Source organism: Microbispora sp. CA-135349 (genome assembly GCF_050947365.1).
Taxonomy (GTDB): Bacteria; Actinomycetota; Actinomycetes; order Streptosporangiales; family Streptosporangiaceae; genus Microbispora.
The window spans coordinates 4,049,390-4,069,133 of record NZ_CP192001.1 but is presented as its reverse complement, the minus strand read 5'-3'; the positions used below and the strand labels follow the sequence as shown (position 1 = coordinate 4,069,133).

Annotated in this window: 18 protein-coding genes; 13 read left to right on the top strand and 5 right to left on the bottom strand. The window is 72.5% G+C overall.

What is annotated here, in order from left to right:
• The first annotated feature begins 186 nt into the window (after window positions 1-186).
• The 9 genes from ACQPZZ_RS18885 to ACQPZZ_RS18845 are packed head-to-tail and all read left to right on the top strand — an operon-like array spanning window position 187 to window position 10,120.
• Entirely contained in the window at window positions 187-1,626 is a 1,440-nt protein-coding gene (locus tag ACQPZZ_RS18885; protein ID WP_432933787.1) for an aspartate aminotransferase family protein, read from the top strand.
• Window positions 1,608-2,645, top strand: a complete 1,038-nt coding sequence (locus ACQPZZ_RS18880) for an NAD-dependent epimerase/dehydratase family protein (RefSeq protein ID WP_432933786.1) — start codon at window positions 1,608-1,610, stop codon at window positions 2,643-2,645. The genes ACQPZZ_RS18885 and ACQPZZ_RS18880 overlap by 19 nt, the downstream gene beginning before the upstream one ends.
• A 19-nt stretch (window positions 2,646-2,664) precedes the next feature.
• Window positions 2,665-3,627, top strand: coding sequence for a UbiA prenyltransferase family protein (locus tag ACQPZZ_RS18875; RefSeq protein WP_432933784.1), 963 nt, complete (start codon window positions 2,665-2,667; stop codon window positions 3,625-3,627).
• Between the two features lie 24 nt (window positions 3,628-3,651).
• Window positions 3,652-4,680, top strand: coding sequence for a glycosyltransferase family 2 protein (locus tag ACQPZZ_RS18870; RefSeq protein ID WP_432933782.1), 1,029 nt, complete (start codon window positions 3,652-3,654; stop codon window positions 4,678-4,680).
• Between the two features lie 3 nt (window positions 4,681-4,683).
• On the top strand, window positions 4,684-5,763 hold the full coding sequence (locus tag ACQPZZ_RS18865; protein ID WP_432933780.1) for a glycosyltransferase family 2 protein: 1,080 nt from the start codon (window positions 4,684-4,686) through the stop codon (window positions 5,761-5,763).
• On the top strand, window positions 5,760-6,743 hold the full coding sequence (locus ACQPZZ_RS18860) for a hypothetical protein (RefSeq protein WP_363637599.1): 984 nt from the start codon (window positions 5,760-5,762) through the stop codon (window positions 6,741-6,743). Before ACQPZZ_RS18865 ends, ACQPZZ_RS18860 begins: the two co-directional genes overlap by 4 nt.
• The gene (locus ACQPZZ_RS18855; protein WP_432933777.1) at window positions 6,740-7,936 is read left to right on the top strand and encodes an endonuclease/exonuclease/phosphatase family protein; all 1,197 of its coding nucleotides are present in this window, start codon (window positions 6,740-6,742) and stop codon (window positions 7,934-7,936) included. Before ACQPZZ_RS18860 ends, ACQPZZ_RS18855 begins: the two co-directional genes overlap by 4 nt.
• Before the next feature lie 33 nt (window positions 7,937-7,969).
• Window positions 7,970-9,001 (top strand): glycosyltransferase family 2 protein, encoded by a 1,032-nt coding sequence (locus tag ACQPZZ_RS18850; protein ID WP_432933775.1) that lies wholly within the window; start codon window positions 7,970-7,972, stop codon window positions 8,999-9,001.
• Window positions 9,002-9,013: 12 nt separating this feature from the next.
• Complete coding sequence (locus ACQPZZ_RS18845; RefSeq protein ID WP_432934440.1) at window positions 9,014-10,120, top strand: endonuclease/exonuclease/phosphatase family protein; 1,107 nt, start codon at window positions 9,014-9,016, stop codon at window positions 10,118-10,120.
• A gap of 46 nt (window positions 10,121-10,166) precedes the next feature.
• On the opposite strand, the gene ACQPZZ_RS18840 is transcribed toward ACQPZZ_RS18845, so the two are convergent.
• The 3 genes from ACQPZZ_RS18840 to menB form a co-directional block, all read right to left on the bottom strand.
• The gene (locus tag ACQPZZ_RS18840; RefSeq protein WP_432933773.1) at window positions 10,167-10,805 is read right to left on the bottom strand and encodes a DedA family protein; all 639 of its coding nucleotides are present in this window, start codon (window positions 10,803-10,805) and stop codon (window positions 10,167-10,169) included.
• 126 nt (window positions 10,806-10,931) lie between these two features.
• The gene (gene menD / locus ACQPZZ_RS18835; protein ID WP_432933771.1) at window positions 10,932-12,581 is read right to left on the bottom strand and encodes a 2-succinyl-5-enolpyruvyl-6-hydroxy-3-cyclohexene-1-carboxylic-acid synthase; all 1,650 of its coding nucleotides are present in this window, start codon (window positions 12,579-12,581) and stop codon (window positions 10,932-10,934) included.
• A gap of 133 nt (window positions 12,582-12,714) precedes the next feature.
• Window positions 12,715-13,545 carry a 1,4-dihydroxy-2-naphthoyl-CoA synthase gene (gene menB / locus ACQPZZ_RS18830; protein WP_363637587.1) on the bottom strand — a complete coding sequence of 277 codons (831 nt, stop codon included), beginning with the start codon at window positions 13,543-13,545 and terminating at the stop codon, window positions 12,715-12,717.
• Between the two features lie 126 nt (window positions 13,546-13,671).
• Here menB and ACQPZZ_RS18825 point away from each other — a divergent pair, with 126 nt between their 5' ends.
• The 3 genes from ACQPZZ_RS18825 to ACQPZZ_RS18815 all read left to right on the top strand — a co-directional run bounded on the left by ACQPZZ_RS18825 (window position 13,672) and on the right by ACQPZZ_RS18815 (window position 16,818).
• Entirely contained in the window at window positions 13,672-14,814 is a 1,143-nt protein-coding gene (locus tag ACQPZZ_RS18825; protein WP_432933769.1) for an AMP-binding protein, read from the top strand.
• Between the two features lie 59 nt (window positions 14,815-14,873).
• Window positions 14,874-15,257 (top strand): hypothetical protein, encoded by a 384-nt coding sequence (locus tag ACQPZZ_RS18820; protein WP_432933767.1) that lies wholly within the window; start codon window positions 14,874-14,876, stop codon window positions 15,255-15,257.
• Between the two features lie 160 nt (window positions 15,258-15,417).
• Window positions 15,418-16,818 carry an RNA polymerase sigma factor gene (locus ACQPZZ_RS18815; protein WP_432933765.1) on the top strand — a complete coding sequence of 467 codons (1,401 nt, stop codon included), beginning with the start codon at window positions 15,418-15,420 and terminating at the stop codon, window positions 16,816-16,818.
• A 116-nt stretch (window positions 16,819-16,934) separates the two neighbouring features.
• Here ACQPZZ_RS18815 and ACQPZZ_RS18810 read toward each other — a convergent pair whose 3' ends face one another.
• The gene (locus ACQPZZ_RS18810; protein WP_432933763.1) at window positions 16,935-18,326 is read right to left on the bottom strand and encodes a cytochrome P450; all 1,392 of its coding nucleotides are present in this window, start codon (window positions 18,324-18,326) and stop codon (window positions 16,935-16,937) included.
• A gap of 226 nt (window positions 18,327-18,552) precedes the next feature.
• A complete protein-coding gene (locus ACQPZZ_RS18805) occupies window positions 18,553-19,005 on the bottom strand; it encodes a hypothetical protein (protein ID WP_432933761.1) in 453 nt (150 codons plus the stop codon).
• Between the two features lie 122 nt (window positions 19,006-19,127).
• Here ACQPZZ_RS18805 and ACQPZZ_RS18800 point away from each other — a divergent pair, with 122 nt between their 5' ends.
• Window positions 19,128-19,694 (top strand): TetR/AcrR family transcriptional regulator C-terminal domain-containing protein, encoded by a 567-nt coding sequence (locus tag ACQPZZ_RS18800; RefSeq protein ID WP_432933759.1) that lies wholly within the window; start codon window positions 19,128-19,130, stop codon window positions 19,692-19,694.
• Window positions 19,695-19,744 lie beyond the last annotated feature (50 nt).

The window sequence follows — 19,744 nt, the reverse complement described above, 5'->3', positions numbered from 1 at the left end:
AACCGCCCCGGGGCTCTCTCATGTCAAGTTCCGCCTTTACCCGTCCTTGACGCGGCCCTTGCACTGTTGATCTCGCGCCCGGAACGGCACGGAACACCGCTTCGGGAACGACGGCGCGAAAACGGCCCGGATCGGGACGAGCGCCCGTGACAGGAAGCATCCGAGGACACGGAAGGGAGAACGCGCGTGTCCGGACTGATCAGTCTCGACGATTGTGAACGGCTCGGCGCGGAACAGGTACGCGACCTTTACCGCAGGCACGTGAGCCGGAGCCAGGTGTCGCTCATGACGTCCTTCGGTTTCGGCCGCGAGCTCGTCGAGCGCGCGGAGGGGGCGTGGATCTGGACCCGCGACGGCCGGCGGATCCTCGATTTCACCGGAGGGGTGGGGGTGCTGAACCACGGCCACAACCACCCGCGCATCCTCGCGGCCCGCCGGCGTTTCCAGGACGCGCGGAGAATGGAGGTGCACAAAACCTACTTTTCGCCATACGTCGCCGCGCTCGGCCACAATCTCGCCGCGCTCCTGCCGGGCGACCTCACCATGTCGTTCCTGCCGAATTCCGGCGCGGAGGCCGTCGAGGGCGCGGTCAAGCTCGCCTACAAATATCACGGCGGGCGCAGGCAGCGGATTCTGCGCGCCGACATCGCCTTCCACGGCAAACTCCTGGGCTCGGGCAGCCTCACCGGGGGCGGTGACCGCTTCCGCTTCCCCGAAATCCCCGGAGTGGTGTCGTTCCCGTACGGCGACCTCGACGCGGTGGCCGCCGCGGTCGCCGCGGCGCGGACCACGCGCGGCGGCTGCGACGTCTACGCGATCATCGTCGAGCCGTTCAGCGCCTCGACGATGCGCAGCTGCTCGGAGGAGTTCCTGCGCGGCCTGCGCGAGCTGTGCGACGCGGAGGACATCGTGCTGATCTTCGATGAGATCTACACGGGCTGGGGGAAGACCGGCAGCCTCTTCTACTTCATGCGCTACCCGGGGCTCGTCCCCGACGTGGTCACCACCTCGAAGTCGTTCGGCGGCGGCAAGTCCTCCATCTCGGCGTACGTCGCCAGGGAGCGGGTGTTCCGCAAGGCCTACGACAACCTCACCGACTCGCTGCTGCACAGCACGAGCACCACCTACTACGGCTTCGGGGAGGAGACCGCCACCGCCATCGAGGCGGTCAACATCGTCGTCGAGGACGACTACCCGCGGCGGGCACGGGAGATCGAGCGCGTGCTCGCGCCCGGCCTCGAACGCGTCCGCAAGGCTTACCCCGACACGGTGGCCGAGGTGCGCGGAGCCGGCGCCTTGTACGGCGTGTTCCTGCGGGGCGGGCCGAAGATCCTCGACCTCGCCGCCAGGATCGCTCCCGTCGGCCTCGTGCGCGACCCCAACTTCCGCGTCAAGCTCATCACCTGCTCGGTCGTCGACGCGCTCTACCGCGACCACGGCGTCTACACCTACTACACGCTGAACGGCGCCAACCCGCTGGTCGCGGCGCCCCCGCTCGTCGCCGGGCCCGAGGAGGCCGACTACTTCCTCGACGCGCTGGAGGCGACCCTCGCGCAGGGGCTGCCCCGTCTGCTCACCAGGTTCGTACGGGAGAAGGTGGCGCCGCGATGGCCGTCCGAGTCGTAGTCACGGGTGCCTCCGGCATGCTCGGCGGCAGTCTGGTCCGGCATCTCGCCGAGCGGGGACGCCCGGTCCTGGGCGTGGATCTGCGTCCAGGAACCGATCCCCATCCCCTCGCGCGGTACGCGACCGGCGACGTCCGCGACACGACGCTGATGGCCGGCCTGGTCAGGGACGCCGGCGCCGTGGTGCACTGCGCGTCGGCGCTGCCGAGTTACCCCGACGAGGAGATCCGCGACGTCATCGTCGGCGGCACCGGCAGCGTGCTGACGGCGGCCGCGCGGGCGGGGGTGCCACGCGTGGTGCACGTCTCCTCCACCGCGGTGTACGGCCTGCCCACGCGCGTTCCCACGCCCGAGGATCACCCCCGGGAGCCGGTCGACGCCTACGGGCGGGCCAAGGCCGCCGCCGAGGAGATCGCGGAGAAGTTCCGGGCCGAAGGCCTGTGCGTGCCGGTCCTGCGCCCCAAGACGTTCCTCGGGCCCGGGCGGATGGGCCTGTTCGCGATGCTCTTCGAATGGGCGCAGGAGGGCCGCGACTTCCCCATCCTGGGCCCTGGCGACGCCCGCATCCAGATGCTCGCGATCGAGGACCTGCTCGACGCCGTCACCCTGGCGCTCGACGCCCCGGCCGGCGTGGCGAACGACACCTTCAACATCGCCGCCGCCGAGTTCGCCACCCTGCGGGAGGACTTCCAGGCGGTGCTCGACGCCGCCGGGCACGGCGGACGGGTCCGCTCGCTGCCGGCCAGGCCCGCCCTGGCCGTCCTGCGGCTCCTGGGGAGGGCCGGGGTCTCGCCGGTCTACGACCGCCTGCTGTACAAGCTGCTCGCCGACTCCTACGTGAGCATCGACAAGGCGCGTGAGCGGCTGGGCTTCGCCCCGCGGATGTCCAACCGCGACGCCATCCTGAGCGCCTACGACTCGTGGCGGCGGCATCCGCGGCCGTCGGCGGGCGCCGCCGGACGGACCAGCAGGGACGCCTGGCGGCAGGGTGCGCTCTCGCTGGCGAAGGTCTTCTTCTGATCCCCCGCTGGAGGAGCGCATGCGTGTCATCGAGTCGACCGGCAGGCTCCCTGGTGACTCCGGGGAGCCGCCCGCCCGCGCGCGGCCGGTCGCGGATCTCCTCGCCCTCGTCCGGCCGGCGCACGCCGCCAAAACCCTCCTGGTCGTGCCGGTGGTCCTCGCCGACGCGCCCGCATGGACCCTGGACACCCTCGCCGGTCTGGCCTGGGCCGTCGGCGCGTTCATCCTGGCCGGCGCCTGCGTCTACATCGGCAACGACGTCGCCGACCGGCACCGCGACCGATTTCATCCCGTCAAGCGGCACCGGCCCGTGGCCGCGGGCCGCGTCTCGGTCCGCACCGCCGGCCTCTGCTGCGTGGTGCTGCTCGCCCTGCTCGCGATGGTCGTCTGTACGGGGCCGGACAGGCCCTACTGGCCCGTTCTGACCTACCTGGGACTGAACGTCGCCTACAGCCGCGTGCTCAAGCACATCCCGCTGATCGACGTCGGCACCATCGCGCTGGGCTTCGCGCTGCGCGTCCTGCAGGGCTACCTCACCGTCGGGGCGCGCGTCGCCGAATGGCTGCTGGTCGCGGTGTTCTCGATGGCGCTGCTGCTCGCCATCGGCAAGCGCCGCCAGGAGCTGCTCGGCACCGGGGCCGCGCACCGGCCCGCGCTGCGCGGTTACACGGTGCAACTGGCCGATCAGCTCCTGTTGCTCACGTGCGTGCTCACCACCGTCACGGGCCTCATGCACCTGCGAACCGACGCGCTTTTGGAGCCCTACGGGCAGACGGCGATGCTGCTGTGCACACCGCCGGCGCTGTTCGTCCTGTTCCGCTACCTGCAGGTCGTGCTGGTGGACGGCGGAGGCGGCGACCCCGTCCGTGAGCTCCTGGCCGACCGCGGCATCGCCGTCGCGGGGCTGGCACTGGCGGTCGTCCTCGGCGTGACGATCCTCCTCACCCGTTACCCGGTGCTCGCCACCGCGATCCCCCATTGAGACCAACCGTGAGAGGCGACCGACGTGTCCCGACTGTCTCCCCTCGTGTCGATCATCGTCCCGGCGCACAACGCGGCCAAGACTCTGCGGGCCTGCCTGGCGTCGGCGCTGGCGCAGACCTACCCCGCCATCGAGGTCGTCGTGGTCGACGACGCCAGCACCGACGGCACCCACGCCATCGCCGGCGAGTTCCGCTGCGCGCTGGTGCGCCAGCCGTACAACATGGGCGTGTCGGCGGCGCGCAACGCCGGCGTGGCGGCGAGCCGCGGCGAGATCCTGTTCTTCCTCGACTCCGACGTCGCCCTGGAACCCGACGCGGTGGCCAACGCCGTGGCGTTGCTGCTCGACGACCCGGGGTGCGGCTGCGTCTACGGGGTCTACGCCAAGGAACCCCTCGTCGACGACGGCCCCGTGGAGATCTACCGCACGCTGCGGCTGCACCACGCCCTGGTCAGGGGGGCGGGCCCCACGGCGACCGCGATCTTCGCACTCGCCGCCGTCCCCCGGGCGGTGTTCGACGAGGCGGGCCCGTTCGACGAGCGCCTGCGCAGCGCCGAGGACGACGAATACAGCGAGCGGCTGCTGACACGCCGTCACATCCACCTCAGCCCGGATGTGGTGGGCCGCCACGACGAGGCCGACCGGCTCCTGCCGATGCTCGCCGAGCAGTATCGGCGCTCGCGTTATCTGCGCTTTTCCGCCCGCAACCGGATGCGGCCGGGCGCCCTGCGGATCAACCGGATCCCCGGCCTGCTCGCCACGGCCCTCACCCTGGCCGCCGTCCCCGTCGCACTCGCCTGGCGGCCGGCGCTCCCGCTGCCGGGCGCGTTCCTCGCCCTGTTCGCGGTCTGCGACCCGCCGCTGTCCCGCTTCGTGCTCCGTGAGAAGGGCGCGGCCTTCCTGGCGTACTTCACCGCGGTGCACTTCCTGACGCACGCCGCGCAGCTCTGCGGAGCCGTGGACGGGCTGGTGCGCGCCACGCTCGACCCCTCCTTCGGGCCGTCGTACCGCACGGCCCCGCTCCACCGCGCCGACTCCTCGAAAGGCTGGTGAACCATGCACTCCCCCCTGCACTCCTCTGGGCCGGACTCCCCTGCGCCCGACTCCTCAGCGCCGGACTCCCAGAAGCCCCTGGTCTCGGTCGTGATCCCCAACTACAACTACGGGGATGTGCTCGAGCTGTGCCTGAGGTCCGTCCTGGAGCAGACGTACTCCCCCATCGAGATCATCCTCGTGGACGACTGCAGCACCGATCACTCCGTGCGGGTCGCCCGGTCATTGGGCGTGCCGGTGCTCAGCACGCCGCGCAACAGCGGTGTGTGCGCCGCGCGCAACCTCGGCGTCTCCCACGCCCGGGGGGAGGTGCTGTTCTTCCTCGACTCCGACGTCGCGCTGGCTCCCGACGCCGTCGCGCGGGCCGTGGACATCCTCGCGTCCGATCCCCGGATAGGCGCCGTCTCCGGCAACTACGAGCCGATCCCCCTGCGGCGCGACAGCCTCGTCAAGGAATACCGCATCCTCTACCGGCACTACTGGTACCGCGTCGCCGAGGGCCCGATCACCGGCTTCCTGCCGGTCGCCATCATCGCCATCCCCGCGGCCGTGTGGGCCGAGGTGGGCCCGTGGACGAACGAGTTCGTCCAGTCGGAGGGCACCGACCTGGGTGAACGGCTGACCAGCCGATGGACCGTGCTGCTCACCTCCGCCGTGCGCGGCCGCCACGACGACGACGCCACGGTGCGCGTCGCGCTGTGGAAGGTGTTCACCCGGACCCGGATGCACGTGCCGTTCTTCCTGCAGCGCAGGTACGCCGCCGGGGTGGTGGGCTCGCCTGAGGCGGCCGCCAGCCTGGCCGCCGCGCTGACGGTCGCGGCCCTGCCCGCGCCGCTGCTGGGCGGCGCCGCCTGGGCCGCCGTGCCGGCCCTGCTGCTGGCCACCTGGCTGGCGATCGACCGGCGGTTGTACCGGTTCGTGTTCTCCACCCGGTCTCCGGCGTTCGGGCTGTTCTTCGTGGCCATGCACTTCCTCGTCAACCTCACCATCGCGGCGGGCGCGGGCGTCGGGATCCTGCAGTGGCTCACCTCGCGCTCGTTCCGCCGCATGTACGCCTCCCCGTCGCGCAGGGCGGCGACGTGACCGGGGACCACACGGCCCGCGGGAGGGTGTTCGCCGCGCTGCGCGCGGCGGCCTGCCTGCTCGTGCTCGCCTTCCTCGGCTACCAGCTCTGGCGGGTGCGCCACGGGCTGGGGACGAGCCTGGCCCGCGTGGGGTGGGGAGCCTGCGTGCTCGCGACGGCGCTCGCGATCGTGGGCGGAGTGCCCGGTTTCTTCGGCTGGCGGATGCTGCTGGCCGGGCTGGGCACCCGCCTGCCCCTGCCGGCCGCCGTACGGGTGTTCTTCCTCGCGGGGCTCACCCGCTACCTGCCGGGCGGGGTGTGGCCGGCCGTGGCGCACGCCGCCATGGCCAGGCCGCTCGGCGAGCCCCCCGCCCGGCTGGCCGGAGCCTTCCTGGCCGGGCAGGGCCTCGGGGTGATCGCGGGGCTCGGGGTCGGGCTGGTGGCCCTGCCCCGGCTGGTGACGACCGGGCCGCTGTGGTGGGGCCTGGTGCCGCTGCTGGCCGCCGCCCTCGTGCCGCTCGCCGCGCCGCGGCTGCTGACCACGCTCCTCGGCGTCGCCCAGCGGGTGCTGCGCCGGGGCGGGCGGGCGCCCGTCCTGCCGGGACGCCGGACGCTGCTCGCGGTGACCGGGCTGATGGCGGCCGGCTGGCTGATCAGCGGCCTGCACGTCGCGGTGCTCGCGATCGCGCTCGGCGCGCCCCCCGCCGGGGCGCTCACCATCGGCATCGGCGGCTTCGCGCTGTCCACGGTCGCCGGCATCTTCACCGTGATCATGCCGTCCGGGCTGGGCGCGCGCGAGGCCGTGCTGGGTCTCACCATCGCCACCCTGCTGACCGGCCCCGATCTGGTCACCCTGGTCGCCCTCAGCCGGGTGCTGATCACCGCGGGTGATCTGATGTCCACCGCCGTCGTGCTGGGGGCGCTCACCTGGGCGGCCCGGCGGCGCGGGCTCTCGTCCCCCGTCACCGGCAAGCGTCCGGAAGGAGCCTCGCTGTCATGACCGGGCATCCGCCGGTGGTCCTCGCCGTGGCCGGCTGGCCGAGCGGGATGGTCTGGTGGCTCCTGCTGCCGCTGGGCTGCGCCGCGCCGGTCGTCGTGCTCGGAGCGGCGGCCGTGCTCGTGCTCCGGCGCACCGGGCTGTCCCGGGGGGAACGCGTGCTGGCCGGTCTGTGCGTGGCGGCCCTCCTGCTGGCCGTCCTGCGCGCGCTGCTCAGCGGGCGCACCTGGATCTGGGTGATCCCCGACCTCATGGTGCCACCCCTGCTGCTGGCGCTCGTCCCCGCGGCGCTGCTCGCGGTCACGGCCGCCCTGACGCCGTGGGTCCGCCTGTCATCCGCGGGACGGTGGTGGAGCCTGCTGCCCGCCGCGGCGGCACTGGCCCTCGGCCTGGGCCAGGCCGGGCTGCACCTGCCGGGACGTGCGGGCGCCGACGGGCCCGCCCCGCGCGACGCGCTGCGCGTCGTCTCCTGGGACGCGCTGTGCTGGGACGAGGGCGACGACACCGCCGGCTTCTTCCGCTACCTGCGAAGGTGGCGGGCCGACGTCTACCTCCTGCAGGAGCACGCCGGATGCGCCCCCGGCGCGCTCGTGCCGCTGAAGGACGACGACCGGCTGCGACGCGAGTTCCCCGGCTACGGGTTCGCCACCGCCGACGGGCTGCTGACGATCTCCCGTCATCCGATCACCCGTGTGATTCCGATCGGTTGGACGTCCAACCCGGCGGCCGGGAACTGGAACCGGGCGGCGCTGCGGACCGACCTGGACGTCGGCGGGCGCGTCCTGTCGGTCTACAACGTGCACCTCTACGACATGCTCTACCTCGACTCCGGTCCGCTCTCGCCGCGCTTCTACCGGACCGTGCGGACGCTCGACGCCGCCAGGCGCAGCCAGCTCGACCGGCTCGCCGCGGACCTGCGCGGCAACTCCGGCCCGCTGCTCGCCTCCGGCGACTTCAACATGCTGCCCGGCACCGGGTTCGCCCGGCTGATGAGCGGCTGGAAGGACGCGAGCCGGGCCGGAGCGTCGCCCTATCCCGCCACGATGGCCTTCGCCGGCCTGCGGCTGTGGCGGATGGACTGGACCTTCACCTCGCCGGGGCTGCTCGTGCACCGCTACGACCTGCGCTCCCCCGAGGGCATGTCGAGCCACCAGCTCCAGGACATGGTCGTCTCCCTCCCCCGATCCGGCACCTGATCCCCACCCGCCTGAATCCCACCCGAGGTCACCATGCGATCGGATCGCCCCCTGGTCACCGTCATCATCCCCAACTACAACGGTGCACGGTTCCTCCCGCTGACGCTCAAGGCCGTGCGGGAGCAGACGTACGCGCCGCTGGAAATCCTCATGGTGGACGACCACAGCACCGACGACTCGGTGCGCATCGCCCGCTCGGCGGGCGTACCCGTGATCCGCACCGGCGCCAACGGCGGCGCCGCCGTCGCCCGGAACACGGGCGCGCGCCGGGCGAACGGCGAGATCCTGTTCTTCGTCGACTCCGACGTCTCCCTCGCCCCCGACGCGGTCGCCACCGCCGTGGCGATCCTGGAGTCCGACCCGGGGATCGGGGCGGCCTGCGGAATCGAGGACCCCGACCCCCTCATCCGTTCGAGCAGGGTGGAGGACTACCGGGCGTTGCAGCACCACTACTGGTCCGTCGCCTCCGAGGGCGAGGTCTCCTTCCTGTGGTCGGCGATGTTCGCCATCCGCGCCGCCGTCTTCGCCGAGACCGGCCCGTTCAACCCCCGGCTGAGGTACACAGAGGAGGTCGACTACGGGCATCGGCTGGGCCGGCGATACCGCATCCTCATCACCTCGGCCGTGCACGGCCGCATGGGCCACGACAGGGAGCTGATGACGCTGCTGCGCAAGCTGTTCCACCGCGGCCGGGCTCGCGTGCCCCTCTACGCCGCCAGGCGCAGCCTGGCACGCGGCTACGAGACCGCGGCCCGGGGATGGGGCGCGGTGTCGGCCGCACTCGCCGTCGCCACGCTGCCGCTCGTGATCCCGTATGGCCTCGCGGCGGCCGTCGTGCCCGCGCTCCTGTTCGGCGTGTCGCTCGCCTGCGACGCGGGCATGTACCGGTTCGTCCTCGCCCGGCGGTGCCCGCTGTTCTTCCTGTTCTTCGTGGCGGTGCACTTCCTGGTGAACCTCGTCATCGTCGGCGGCCTGGCGGCCGGCGCGGCGCAGTGGCTGCTGTCGGGACGGTTCCGGGCGCTGTACGAGACGCCCGCCCCCGCCGCCTCCCGGGCCGGGGGGTGAGCACGGGTGAGCATGCTGTCGGATCGGCTCGCCCCCGGCAGGCGGGACGCCGCACGCCGGGGAGGGAAACGGCGGGGCCGTCTCGTCGCCGCCGCCGCGACGGCCTGGCTGGTCTTCGTCGTCCTGCACCTGCTGCTGTCCGGCCGGTTCTGGCTGTGGCTGGTGCCCGATCTGGTGCCGCCGCTGGTCTACCTCGCCGTCCCGCTCCTGCTGGTGGCGGCCCTCCCGCTGACCCGCGGCCGGGCCCGGCTCTGGTGCGCGGGAGCCACGGCCGTCGCCTTCGCCCTGGGGGCGGGGCAGAGCGGGCTCGATCCCGCCGCGTTGCGAGCCGGCGGCGAGCCGCCCCCGCCGGGGTCGATCCGCCTGGTGTCGTGGAACACCGAGTACTGGGACCAGGACGACGATCCGGAACGGTTCTACGGACTGTTGAAGGCGCGGAACGCGGACGTGTACGTCCTTCAGGAGTACCTCAACTGGGTGGACGGCACTCCCCGGAGGGTCGACGAGCAGGCGAGGCTCCGCCGCGAGTTCCCCGGCTATCACATCGCCGTCCAGGGCGAGCTGGTGACGCTGTCCCGCTTCCCGATCGTGAGCACGGTCCCGGTGGGGCCGGCCCGCTCCCTCGGGCCACGGCCGCCGTGGGACTCCGCGTTCGCTCTGGGCAAGGTCCTGCGGACCGACCTGCGGATCGGCCCTTCGATCGTCTCGCTGTACAACGTGCACATCCCGACCCAGTACATGCTGGACGAGAATCCGTTCGCCTCACGGTTCTACACCGCGTTGCGCGGCCGGGCCGCCGCCAGGCAGGCGCAGTTCCGCGGGCTTGAGGAGGACCTCGCCGGCAACCACCGTCCCGTCGTGGTCGCGGGCGACTTCAACAGCACCGGTGCGATGGGCGAGATGCGCGGGCTCTTCGACCGGTTGTCGAGCGCCGACCGTGCCGGCGACTCCCTCATGCCCACCTCGTGGCCCGCGGACGGTCCTGCCCTGTGGCGGCTCGACTGGATCTTCACCGCGTCCCTGGTCGTCCACGACTATCGCCTTCTCGACCCTCGGGGCATGTCCGACCACCGGATGCAGGAGATGCGTCTGTCGATGAAGGGGGGCGGCGGGGCATGACCGGTCCGGACGGCCAGCGGCCTTTACGAAGTAAGGAAACCGCGTTCTACGCGGCGGTGACCTTCTCGGTCTCCTGCTCCTCGTCCGCCGCCTTGGTGGCCTTGCGCTTGAGCCACACCGTGGTGCCCAGGCCGAACAGAAGGGCGATCACCAGCCCCACCCAGGAGAAGCCCTTCAGCCACTTGTCGGCCACCATGCCCAGGTAGTAGATCGCGGCCGTGGTCCCGCCGGCCCACGCCACGCCGCCGAGGACGTTGGCGACGAGGAAGCGCCAGTACGGCATGTGCAGCGCCCCGGCCAGCGGCCCGGCGAGAATGCGCAGCAGGGCGATGAAGCGGCCGAAGAACACCGCCCACATCCCGTGGCGGTTGAACATCTGCTCCGCCCTGGCGATGTGCGCCGGACCGAAGTGTTTGGGAAAACGCCGCCCCAGCCGGTCGAACAACGGCCGCCCGCCCTTGCGGCCGATCAGGTAGCCGATGGAGTCCCCCAGGATCGCGCCGCCGCTCGCGCAGAGCCCGACGATCACCGGGTCCACGACCCCTCTGGCCGACAGCAGGGCGGCGCTCACCAGCACGATCTCACCCGGGAGCGGGATGCCCAGGCTCTCCAGCCCGATGACGGCGCCCACGAGCACGTAGACCCAGACGGACGGGATGGTCTGCAGCCACTCGTCGACGTGCATCTCACTCCTCAACGTGGAAACAGCACCCATTCTGCCGTCGCCGCGTGGGTGCGGCATCCGCCGGAAGGACCATGGCGGGTCCGCCGTGGGGACGACGGGCCTGCCCCGCCTCCCACCGGGAGAGGATCAGTCGCGCATCGCCGCGCGTACGGCGTCGCGCATCGCGGCGTGGACGGCCGCGTTGCCCACCCGGTCGGTGCGCGCCTCCACGATCCGCAGGCCGTCCCCCTTGATCGCCCTGGACAGCTCCTCCGGATCCTCGAGCAGCGTGTACGGCAGGCCGCTCGCGGCGGCCAGATAGCCGAAGTCCACCCCGTGAGGGGTGCCGAAGACCCGTTCGAACGGGTCCTCAAGCGCGGCCTGCGGCAGCAGCGAGAAAATCCCGCCGCCGTCGTTGTTCACCACCACCAGGCACAGATCGGGCCGGGACTCACGCGGGCCGAGGATGAGGCCGTTCTGGTCGTGCAGCAGCGTGAGGTCGCCGATCAGCGCGTACGCCGGGCCGTTGTGGGCGAGCGCCGCCCCGACGGCGGTGGAGACCAGGCCGTCGATGCCCGAGGCGCCCCGGTTGGCCATCAGCCGCAGTCCCCGCCGGGGGCGCATGGCCTGGTCGAGGTCGCGAATCGGCATGGACGACCCGCAGAACAGCAGCGAGCCGTTGGGCAGCACCTCGGCGAGGTCCCTGGCCAGCCGCGGCTCGGTCAGCCCGGAGGAGTCGAGCACGGCGTCGATCGCGTCGCGGGCCACGTGGTCGGCGTGCCGCCAGGCGCGCAGCCAGGCGTCCCCGCCGGCCGCGATGGGGATCTCCACGGCCTGGGCCACCTGGGTCGCCGAACGGGTCGGGTCGGGCCACCGGGTCAGGTCGGAGGCCACCACGATGTGCTCCTCGGCCCGGCGCAGCCACGACAGCAGCGGGCGCGAAAGCCCGGGGCGGCCGAGGGTGACCACGACGTCGGGCCGGTGGGCGTCGGCCCACTCCTGGTCGCCCAGCAGGAAGTGGTAGGTCGAGATCGCGTGGTCGCCGTACCGGCCGCCGCCGTTCGGCTCGGACAGCACGGGCCAGCCCGCCATGCCCGCGGCGGCGACGTATCGCCGCACGTTGGCGGCGCCGTCGCCGACGACCAGCACCCCGCGCCGGGTCGGCGGGATGTGCAGGGCGGCGGAGGGCGGCGCGACCCGCGCCCGGAACCACGCGCCGGAGGCGTCGCCGTCCAGCGGCTCGCACCAGCTCGCGTCGCCGTCGGGGATCAGCGGCTCGCGGAAGGCCACGTTGAGGTGGACGGGCCCGGGATCCGGGGGCCCGGCGGCGCGCTGGCAGGCCCGGCACACCAGGGACCGCCAGTAGGCCACCTGGCCCGGCCGCTCCTCCGGCACGCCGACTTCCGCGAACCAGCGCACGGCCGAGCCGTACAGCTTGACCTGGTCGATCGTCTGGTTGGCGCCGGTGCCGCGCAGCTCGGGCGGCCGGTCGGCGGTCAGCAGGAGCAGCGGCACCCCCGACTCCGACGCCTCGATCACGGCGGGGTGGAAGTTCGCCGCCGCCGTGCCGGAGGTGCAGATGAGGGCCACCGGCCGCTCGGACCGCTTGGCCAGGCCCAGCGCGAGGTAGGAGGCCGATCGCTCGTCGACGCGCACGTGCAGCCGCACCCGCGAATCGGCGTGCGCGGCGAGCGCCAGCGGCGCGGACCGGGAACCCGGGGCGAGTACCACGTCGGTGACCCCGCAGCGCACCAGTTCGTCGATCAGCACGGTCGAGAGGGCGGTCGCCGGGTTCACCGTCGCGCCTCCCGAACGCCCAGATTCAGAACGCCCAGACCGGCCCGGTTCCTGTCCACCCGCCCGTCTCCTCCCGTTCCAGCAGCCGCAAGCGTACGGCAAAACGGAGAGGCCGCCGTCATCGCGCGGCCTTCTACGGGCGGCGGGGGAACTTCGAGAAGTCCGGCTTGCGCTTCTCCTTGAACGCGTCGCGGCCCTCCTGGGCCTCCTCGCTCATGTAGTAGATGAGCGTCGCGTCGCCGGCGAACTGCTGCATGCCTGCCGCGCCGTCGGTCACCGCGTTGAGCGCGCCCTTCAGCATGCGCAGCGCGAGGGGCGACTTCTCCAGCAGCTCGCGGGCCCACTGGACGGTCTCCTCCTCCAGGCGCTCCAGCGGCACCACCGCGTTGACCAGGCCCCACTGGAGCGCGGTCTGGGCGTCGTACTGGCGGCACAGGTACCAGATCTCGCGGGCCCGCTTGAGGCCCACGGTCTCGGCGAGCAGCCAGGAGCCGTACCCGCCGTCGAACGAGCCCACCTTGGGGCCGGTCTGGCCGAACCTCGCGTTGTCGGCGGCGATCGTGAGGTCGCAGCACACGTGCAGCACGTGGCCGCCGCCGATGGCGTAGCCCGCCACCATCGCGATGACCGGCTTGGGGCAGCGCCGGATCTGCACCTGCAGGTCCAGGACGTTGAGCCGGCCGATGCCGTGGGTCTTGTCGTCCACGTAGCCGTCGTCGCCGCGGATCTTCTGGTCGCCGCCGGAGCAGAACGCCTTGTCGCCGGCGCCGGTGAAGATGATCACGCCGACCTCGGTGTCCTCCTGGGCCCGGTTGAAGGCGTCCCGGAGCTCGAACAAGGTGGTGGGGCGGAAGGCGTTGTGCCGCTCGGGGCGGTTGATCGTGATCTTCGCCATTCCCTCCGCGGTCTCGTAGATGATGTCCTCGTACTCGCCCGACCGCTTCCAGTCGACCCCGCTCGTCACACCCGCTCCTTCGTCAACACCAACCAGGCGCCGTCACCTGCCGGGCGGCGGCCTGCGGCCACCGCAGCCGGGACTAACCTTACGACCGTGCTCAGCCATCCCGGACACCGCCCAGGACAGCGACCCGTGCACGCTCTCGTCCTGCCTCCGGGGCCCGCTTTGTCCGAGGCCGTACGGCAGGCCCTGACCGGCGACGGGCCCGCCGTGCTGCCGCTGTCCCCGGACCTGCCGCGGCCCGCGCTGGAGGCGACGCTCGCCGCGTTGCGTCCCACCCACGTCGTCACCGCCGACGGTGTGCGGCGCGCGCCGGACGGGGAGCCGTCCGACGCGGCGCTGATCATCGCGACCTCCGGCTCCACCGGCGCCCCCAAGGGCGTGGAACTGACGGCCGGGGCGCTGCTCGCCTCGGCCCGGGCCTCGCTGTCCAGGCTCGGCGCCCGCGAGGGCGACCGCTGGCTGTGCTGCCTGCCGCCGTCGCACATCTCGGGCGCGCAGGTGCTCGTGCGGTCGCTGCTGTGCGGCACCGAGCCGATCGTCCACACGCGCTTCTCCCCCGCCGCGGTCGCCGCGAGCGGGGCGGACCACGTGTCGCTGGTCCCCACCCAGCTGCGGCGGATGCTGGACGCGGGGGCGGACGTCGCGGCCTTCGGCACGATCCTGCTCGGCGGGGCGGCCGCTCCCGCGGGCCTGCTCGCCGAGGCCCGCGCGGCGGGGGCCCGGATCGTCACCACGTACGGCATGAGCGAGACGAGCGGCGGGTGCGTGTACGACGGCGTTCCGCTGGACGGCGTCGACGTCAAGATCGGCGGCGACGGGCGGGTGCGCATCTCGGGCCCGGTGTTGTTCTCGGGCTACCGCCTGCGCGAGGAGCGGCCCTTCGACGGCGGCTGGTTCGTCACCTCCGACCTCGGCTCGTTGGAGGACGGGCGGCTCACCGTGCTCGGCCGGGCCGACGACGTGATCAACACCGGCGGCCGTAAGGTCGTGGCCGGCGTGGTCGCCGAGGTCCTTTCCGGGCACCCGGCCGTACGCGACGTCGTGGTGGTGGGCAGGCCCGACCCCGAGTGGGGGGAGATCGTGGTCGCCGTCGTCGTCCCCGGGGACGCCGGCGAGGTCACGCTCGACCGGCTGCGGGCTTTCGCCAAGGAGCGGCTGCCCGCCTACGCCGCGCCACGCGCCGTCGAGCTGGTGTCCCGAATCCCGCTCCTGCCGAACGGCAAACCGGATATGGTCGCACTCAAGAACCCAGAACCGAAGAACCGGAACTGACGAACGGGAACCGCGGATGACCGTCGTGCGTCCATGAGAGCGGGGGAAGGGAACGTCCTATGCAGCCGATCCGCCTCACGCCGGCCCACAAGATGATGGCCTCCGCCGTGCTCGTCGGCGTCGTCATCGTGGGTGGAGCGTCGGTCACCGCCGCCGCCTTCGCCGGCCGCCTGGACGACGTCGCGAAGGTGGGCGACGCCCCCGCCGCCAAGTTCGGCCCCGCGACGGGCCGCCACGGAGGATCGGTCGAGGTCTCCCCCGACGATTCCGGCCGTGACGGCCTCACCGGGCCGCGGTCCACGCCCGAGGTCGACCCCGACGTGGTGTTCAAGGAGTTCGCGGACGACCCTGACGGGGTCGCCGGCTACTGGACGCGCGAGCGCATCCGGGGCGCGAGCCCCATGCCGATGCCCGAGGTCACCGTCTCCATCATCCCCGACTGACCCGGTCCTCCCGCGCGAGCCGAACACCCTCCCCCGCGGGGTGAGGGAACAAACCAGGCGTGAGAGCGTTATTGATACTGGTGCGCTGAGCCGCCGGACGCCGCGCCCCGATCGCAAGCATTCGAACCTTCCATGAACTCCGCAAGGAGGAGGTGTCCTCATGCCCCGGACCGCCGTGGCGGCCTCGCCCGAGCGCGAGGTGACCCCGACGACGCTCGACCTGCTACTGGAGCGAGGCCGCGCACAGGGTCGCCTTTCGCTGTCGGAGCTGCGCGAGGCCTTCGCGAAAGCCGGTGTCGGCCCCGCCGAGGGCCGCTCGATCCTGCGAGAGCTCACCGAGGCGGGCGTGAACCTGGCCACCGACAACCGCACGGACAACGGCACCGGCACCGGTGCGGAGGACGCGCCGGGCGGCGCCACCCCCGCCGGCACGCACAAGGACAAGGCTCCGGCCAGGAAGTCCCGCCGGGCCGCCCAGGCCGAGGCGCAGGCCGCCAAGAAGGCGCAGCCCGCCAAGCCCAGGAGCGCCGCGAAGAAGACGGCCAAGGCCGACGACGAGGAGCCGTACGACGAGGAGCTCCAGGCCGACGAGCCCGAGGCGGAGGAGAGCGAGACGCTCGACCTCGACGACACCTCCTCGGTCATGGGCGACTCGGTGCACACCTACCTGAAGTCCATCGGGCGCCGCACCCTGCTCACCGCCGCTCAGGAGGTGGAGCTGGCCAAGCGCATCGAGGCCGGGCTGTACGCCGAGTACAAGCTGGAGACCGCCGTGGAGAACGGCGAGCGCCTCGCGCCCGGCGTCCGCGAGGATCTCGAGTGGGTCATCGAGGACGGCAGGCGGGCCAAGGACCACATGCTGGAGGCCAACCTCCGCCTGGTCGTGTCGGTGGCCAAGAAGTACACCGACCGCGGCATGGCCCTGCTCGACGTGGTGCAGGAGGGCAACCTCGGCCTGATCCGCGCCGTCGAGAAGTTCGACTACACCAAGGGCTACAAGTTCTCGACGTACGCCATGTGGTGGATCCGGCAGGCCATCCAGCGCGGCTTCGCCGACTCGGCCCGCACGATCCGGCTGCCCGTGCACGTGCTGGAGATGCTGTCGAAGCTGTCGCGCGTCGAGCGCGACATGCACCAGCGCCTCGGCCGGGAGCCCACGCCGGAGGAGCTGGCGGTCGAGCTGGACAAGACCCCGGACCAGATCGAGGAGCTGCTGCGCACGAGCCGGCAGCCGATCAGCCTCGACTCGACCATCGGCGAGGACGGCGAGACCCGTATCGGCGACCTCATCGAGGACGTCGACTCCCCCGAGGCGTCCGAGGTCGTGGACCGGCAGCTGCTGGCCGAGCAGCTCAAGGGCGTGCTGAGCAACCTGTCGCCGCGCGAGGCCAAGATCATGAGCCTGCGCTTCGGCCTGGCCGACGGCAAGCCCCACACGCTGGACGAGATCGGCAAGCACCTGGGCCTGACCCGGGAGCGGATCCGCCAGCTCGAGAAGGAGTCGCTGTCGAAGCTGCGCCACCCGAGCAACACCCGCCCGCTGCTCGACTGGGCCAGCTGAGATTCGAGCCGGCTGAGGTTCGAGCCGGCTGACATCAGGGCGAGCTGGAATCACGGCGAGCCCGGCCCTGTCCGTACGGCCCGCATCCCCGCTGGGGGGCGCGGGCCGTACGGCTTTCACGCGATCGGCTGATCGTCCCGCCGGCCGCCGCGGAGCCTGCGCAGGAAGGTCCACACCGAGGAACGGCCGGGCCGCCGGTCACCGTCCGCGGGAACGTCCGGCGGCCGCTGTCCGCCCTCGCCGGCCGGGCCCGCCTCACCACCCACACCGTGGCCGGGACGCGGCACGAAGCCCTGGCGGACCTCGTACTGCACGGGCAGGGAACGCAGCGCCCGCATGAAGGGAGACGGGCGCCAGGGCAACTGGTCGGGCGGCAGCGCGAGTTTCAGCGCCGAGAACCGCTCGAGCAGCCGGCGCACGGCGATCGTCGTGATCTGGGTGGCCAGCCGCCGGCTCGGGCATCGGTGCGGGCCCGCGCCCCACGACAGGTGCGCGCGGGTGCTGCGCACGGTGTCGTCGCTCAGCGCGGAGGCGATCCGCGGATCGTTGTTCGCCGCCGCCACCGACAGCAGCACGGGGTCGCCCGCGGCGATCGTGTAGTTGCCCAGCTTCACGTCCGCCATGGCGTAGCGGAGGGTGACGTTGGTTATCGCGGGCTTCCGCATCGCGACCCGGTTCACCGCCTCCTCGATCGCCCCCGTCGACAGCGTCGTCCGCAGTCCCGGGTTGGTGATCGCCTCCACCACCGCGTTGCAGATGAGGCTGCCGGTGAAGTCGAGGAAGGCCGGCAGCAGGAACAGCTCGCGGGCCAGCTCGTCGTCGGTGAAGTCCGGCTTGGCGGCGAACAGGTAGGAGGGGACGTCCTCTCCGGGCATTCGCCGCTTGGCCGTCACGAGCTCGAGGAAGGTGCGGTAGAGCCGCTGGAAGGCCCCAGCGGAGTCCGGGCCGTCCAGCATGCGCCACAGATCCATCACCATGTCGTCGCCGCGGTCGATGCCGATCCCGAAGAGATGGCCCGCGACCAGCAGCGGCAGCGGCCGCCCGTACTGCGCCGACAGGTCCGCGAGCCCGGCCGGCGTGCCCTCCGTGATGACGTCGATGAGATCGTCGCAGTACCGCAGGATGGCACGTTCCATCGCCTGGGCCTGCCGATGAGCGGGGTCCTGGTAGGGGCGCAGCGCCGCGTCCCAGGCCGCCCGGCCCCTTCGGTGCGTGTCGCCGTCCTGGAACCCGGTGTTGTCCGCCGCGAGCAGGGTCAGCGGCGGCCAGCCGGCGGGAACCCCGCCTTCGGCGTACGCCCGCCAGTTGGCCACGCGCTTGCTCCAGCGCTCGCCCGCGTTCTGCAGGACATGCAGCACCTCGTCGTAGCCGAGGACGAACCAGACCGGCACCCCGAGAAGGTCGACCGGGGCCACCGGCCCGTACGCCTTTCTGAGCCGTTCGTGGACGAGCGCGGGCTCGACGTCGTAGTCCCTCGTGAGCAGTGGTTCCAGCGGTAGCGTCGACAACGTTTCGCCGCGCGGCGCGAACCGTGAGTCGGAGATCAAAGGGGTCCTGCCTCTCTGGATCCCGGGCCTTTCCAACTGATGCGAACGCCCGGGTATGAGGCGGAATCGTAGACCGTGGGTGTCCCCGTGTCCGGAGGAGGTCCCGCCTCCGGACGGCATGCCGACAGGCCCGCCGGGGCGAGCCCGGCGGGCCTGCGGGGCGGGCCCGCGCGGACCCGCCTCGGAGTCAGTGGTGCGCGGCGGCCAGGCCCTTGCGCACGTCGCGCGGGGTCAGAGCGGCGGCGTCGCCCGTCTTGGAGGCGCGGGGCACCCGGGGAATGCCGCTGAGGCGGTGCGCCTCGCGCAGCGTGCGCAGGCGGTTCACCTCGTCGGTCCACAGCGCGCCGTCCGGCGTCGCCTTCGCCTTGCGCCGGGCGATCCTGCTGTCGTAGGACTTCACGCCGTAGGTGGCGCGCTGCCCCGCCTCGGCGGCGCGCAGGGCCTGGGTCAGCGCGGCGTCGAGGCCCAGAGCCGCCTCACGCAGCTCGGGGAGCGCGGCCCCGGCCGCCTTCGCCTCCTGGAACCGCCGCTGCGCCACCCGGAGCTTCTCCAGCACGTCGCCGAAGTCTTTCCGGATCTCCAGATCCGCGTGGTAGCGGACCTCCGCCTCCCGGCTCACCCGCGGACGGAAAAACGCCATCGTCAGCCCCTTCGGTATCGAACTCTCGTCGCAATCGGTAGCGTACGCGCTTCGCGAAGGGCGCCGTACCGCAGGGTGCACCGCCCTTTACCAAGTAAGGCCAGGTGTGGCAGCATGCTCGCGTGCCTGCCAAGCGACCACCCGTTCCCCTGTCCCGCGAGCGGATCATCGACGCCGCCCTGCACATCGCCGACGGCCAGGGCCTGCGCCGGCTGACCATGCGCCGGCTCGGCGACGCCCTCCAGGTGGAGGCCATGGCCATCTACCACCACCTGCCGCGGGGAAAGGATGCGCTGATGGACGCTCTGGCCGAGCACGTGACGGCCGTGACGGTCGATCCGGCCGCCGGCACCACCTGGCAGGACAGGGCCCGCGCCTGGGCCCGCGCGAGCCGTGCCGCGCTGCTGGAACACCCGGGCGTGCTGTCTCTGGCCCTGACCAAGCCACCGAAGGGCTCCGCCCTCATCGCGATCGGCGAGCATACGGAGCAGCTGCGCGAGGCGGGAGCCGGCGACCCGGCCGGGGCGGTCCGGGCGCTGCGGGCCTACGTGTTCGGCAGCGTGGCGGTGGAGGTGCAGCAGTCGGGATGGGCCGACCCCGACGCCGAGGTGCGCGACGCTCGTACCGCCGAGGGTGAGCGCGACTTCGAGCACGGCCTCGACGCGCTGATCGCCGGTCTGGGCGGCTGAGACGCGCGTTCCGGGCCGCCCGGATCCCATCGCGCACGAGGCCGGAACCT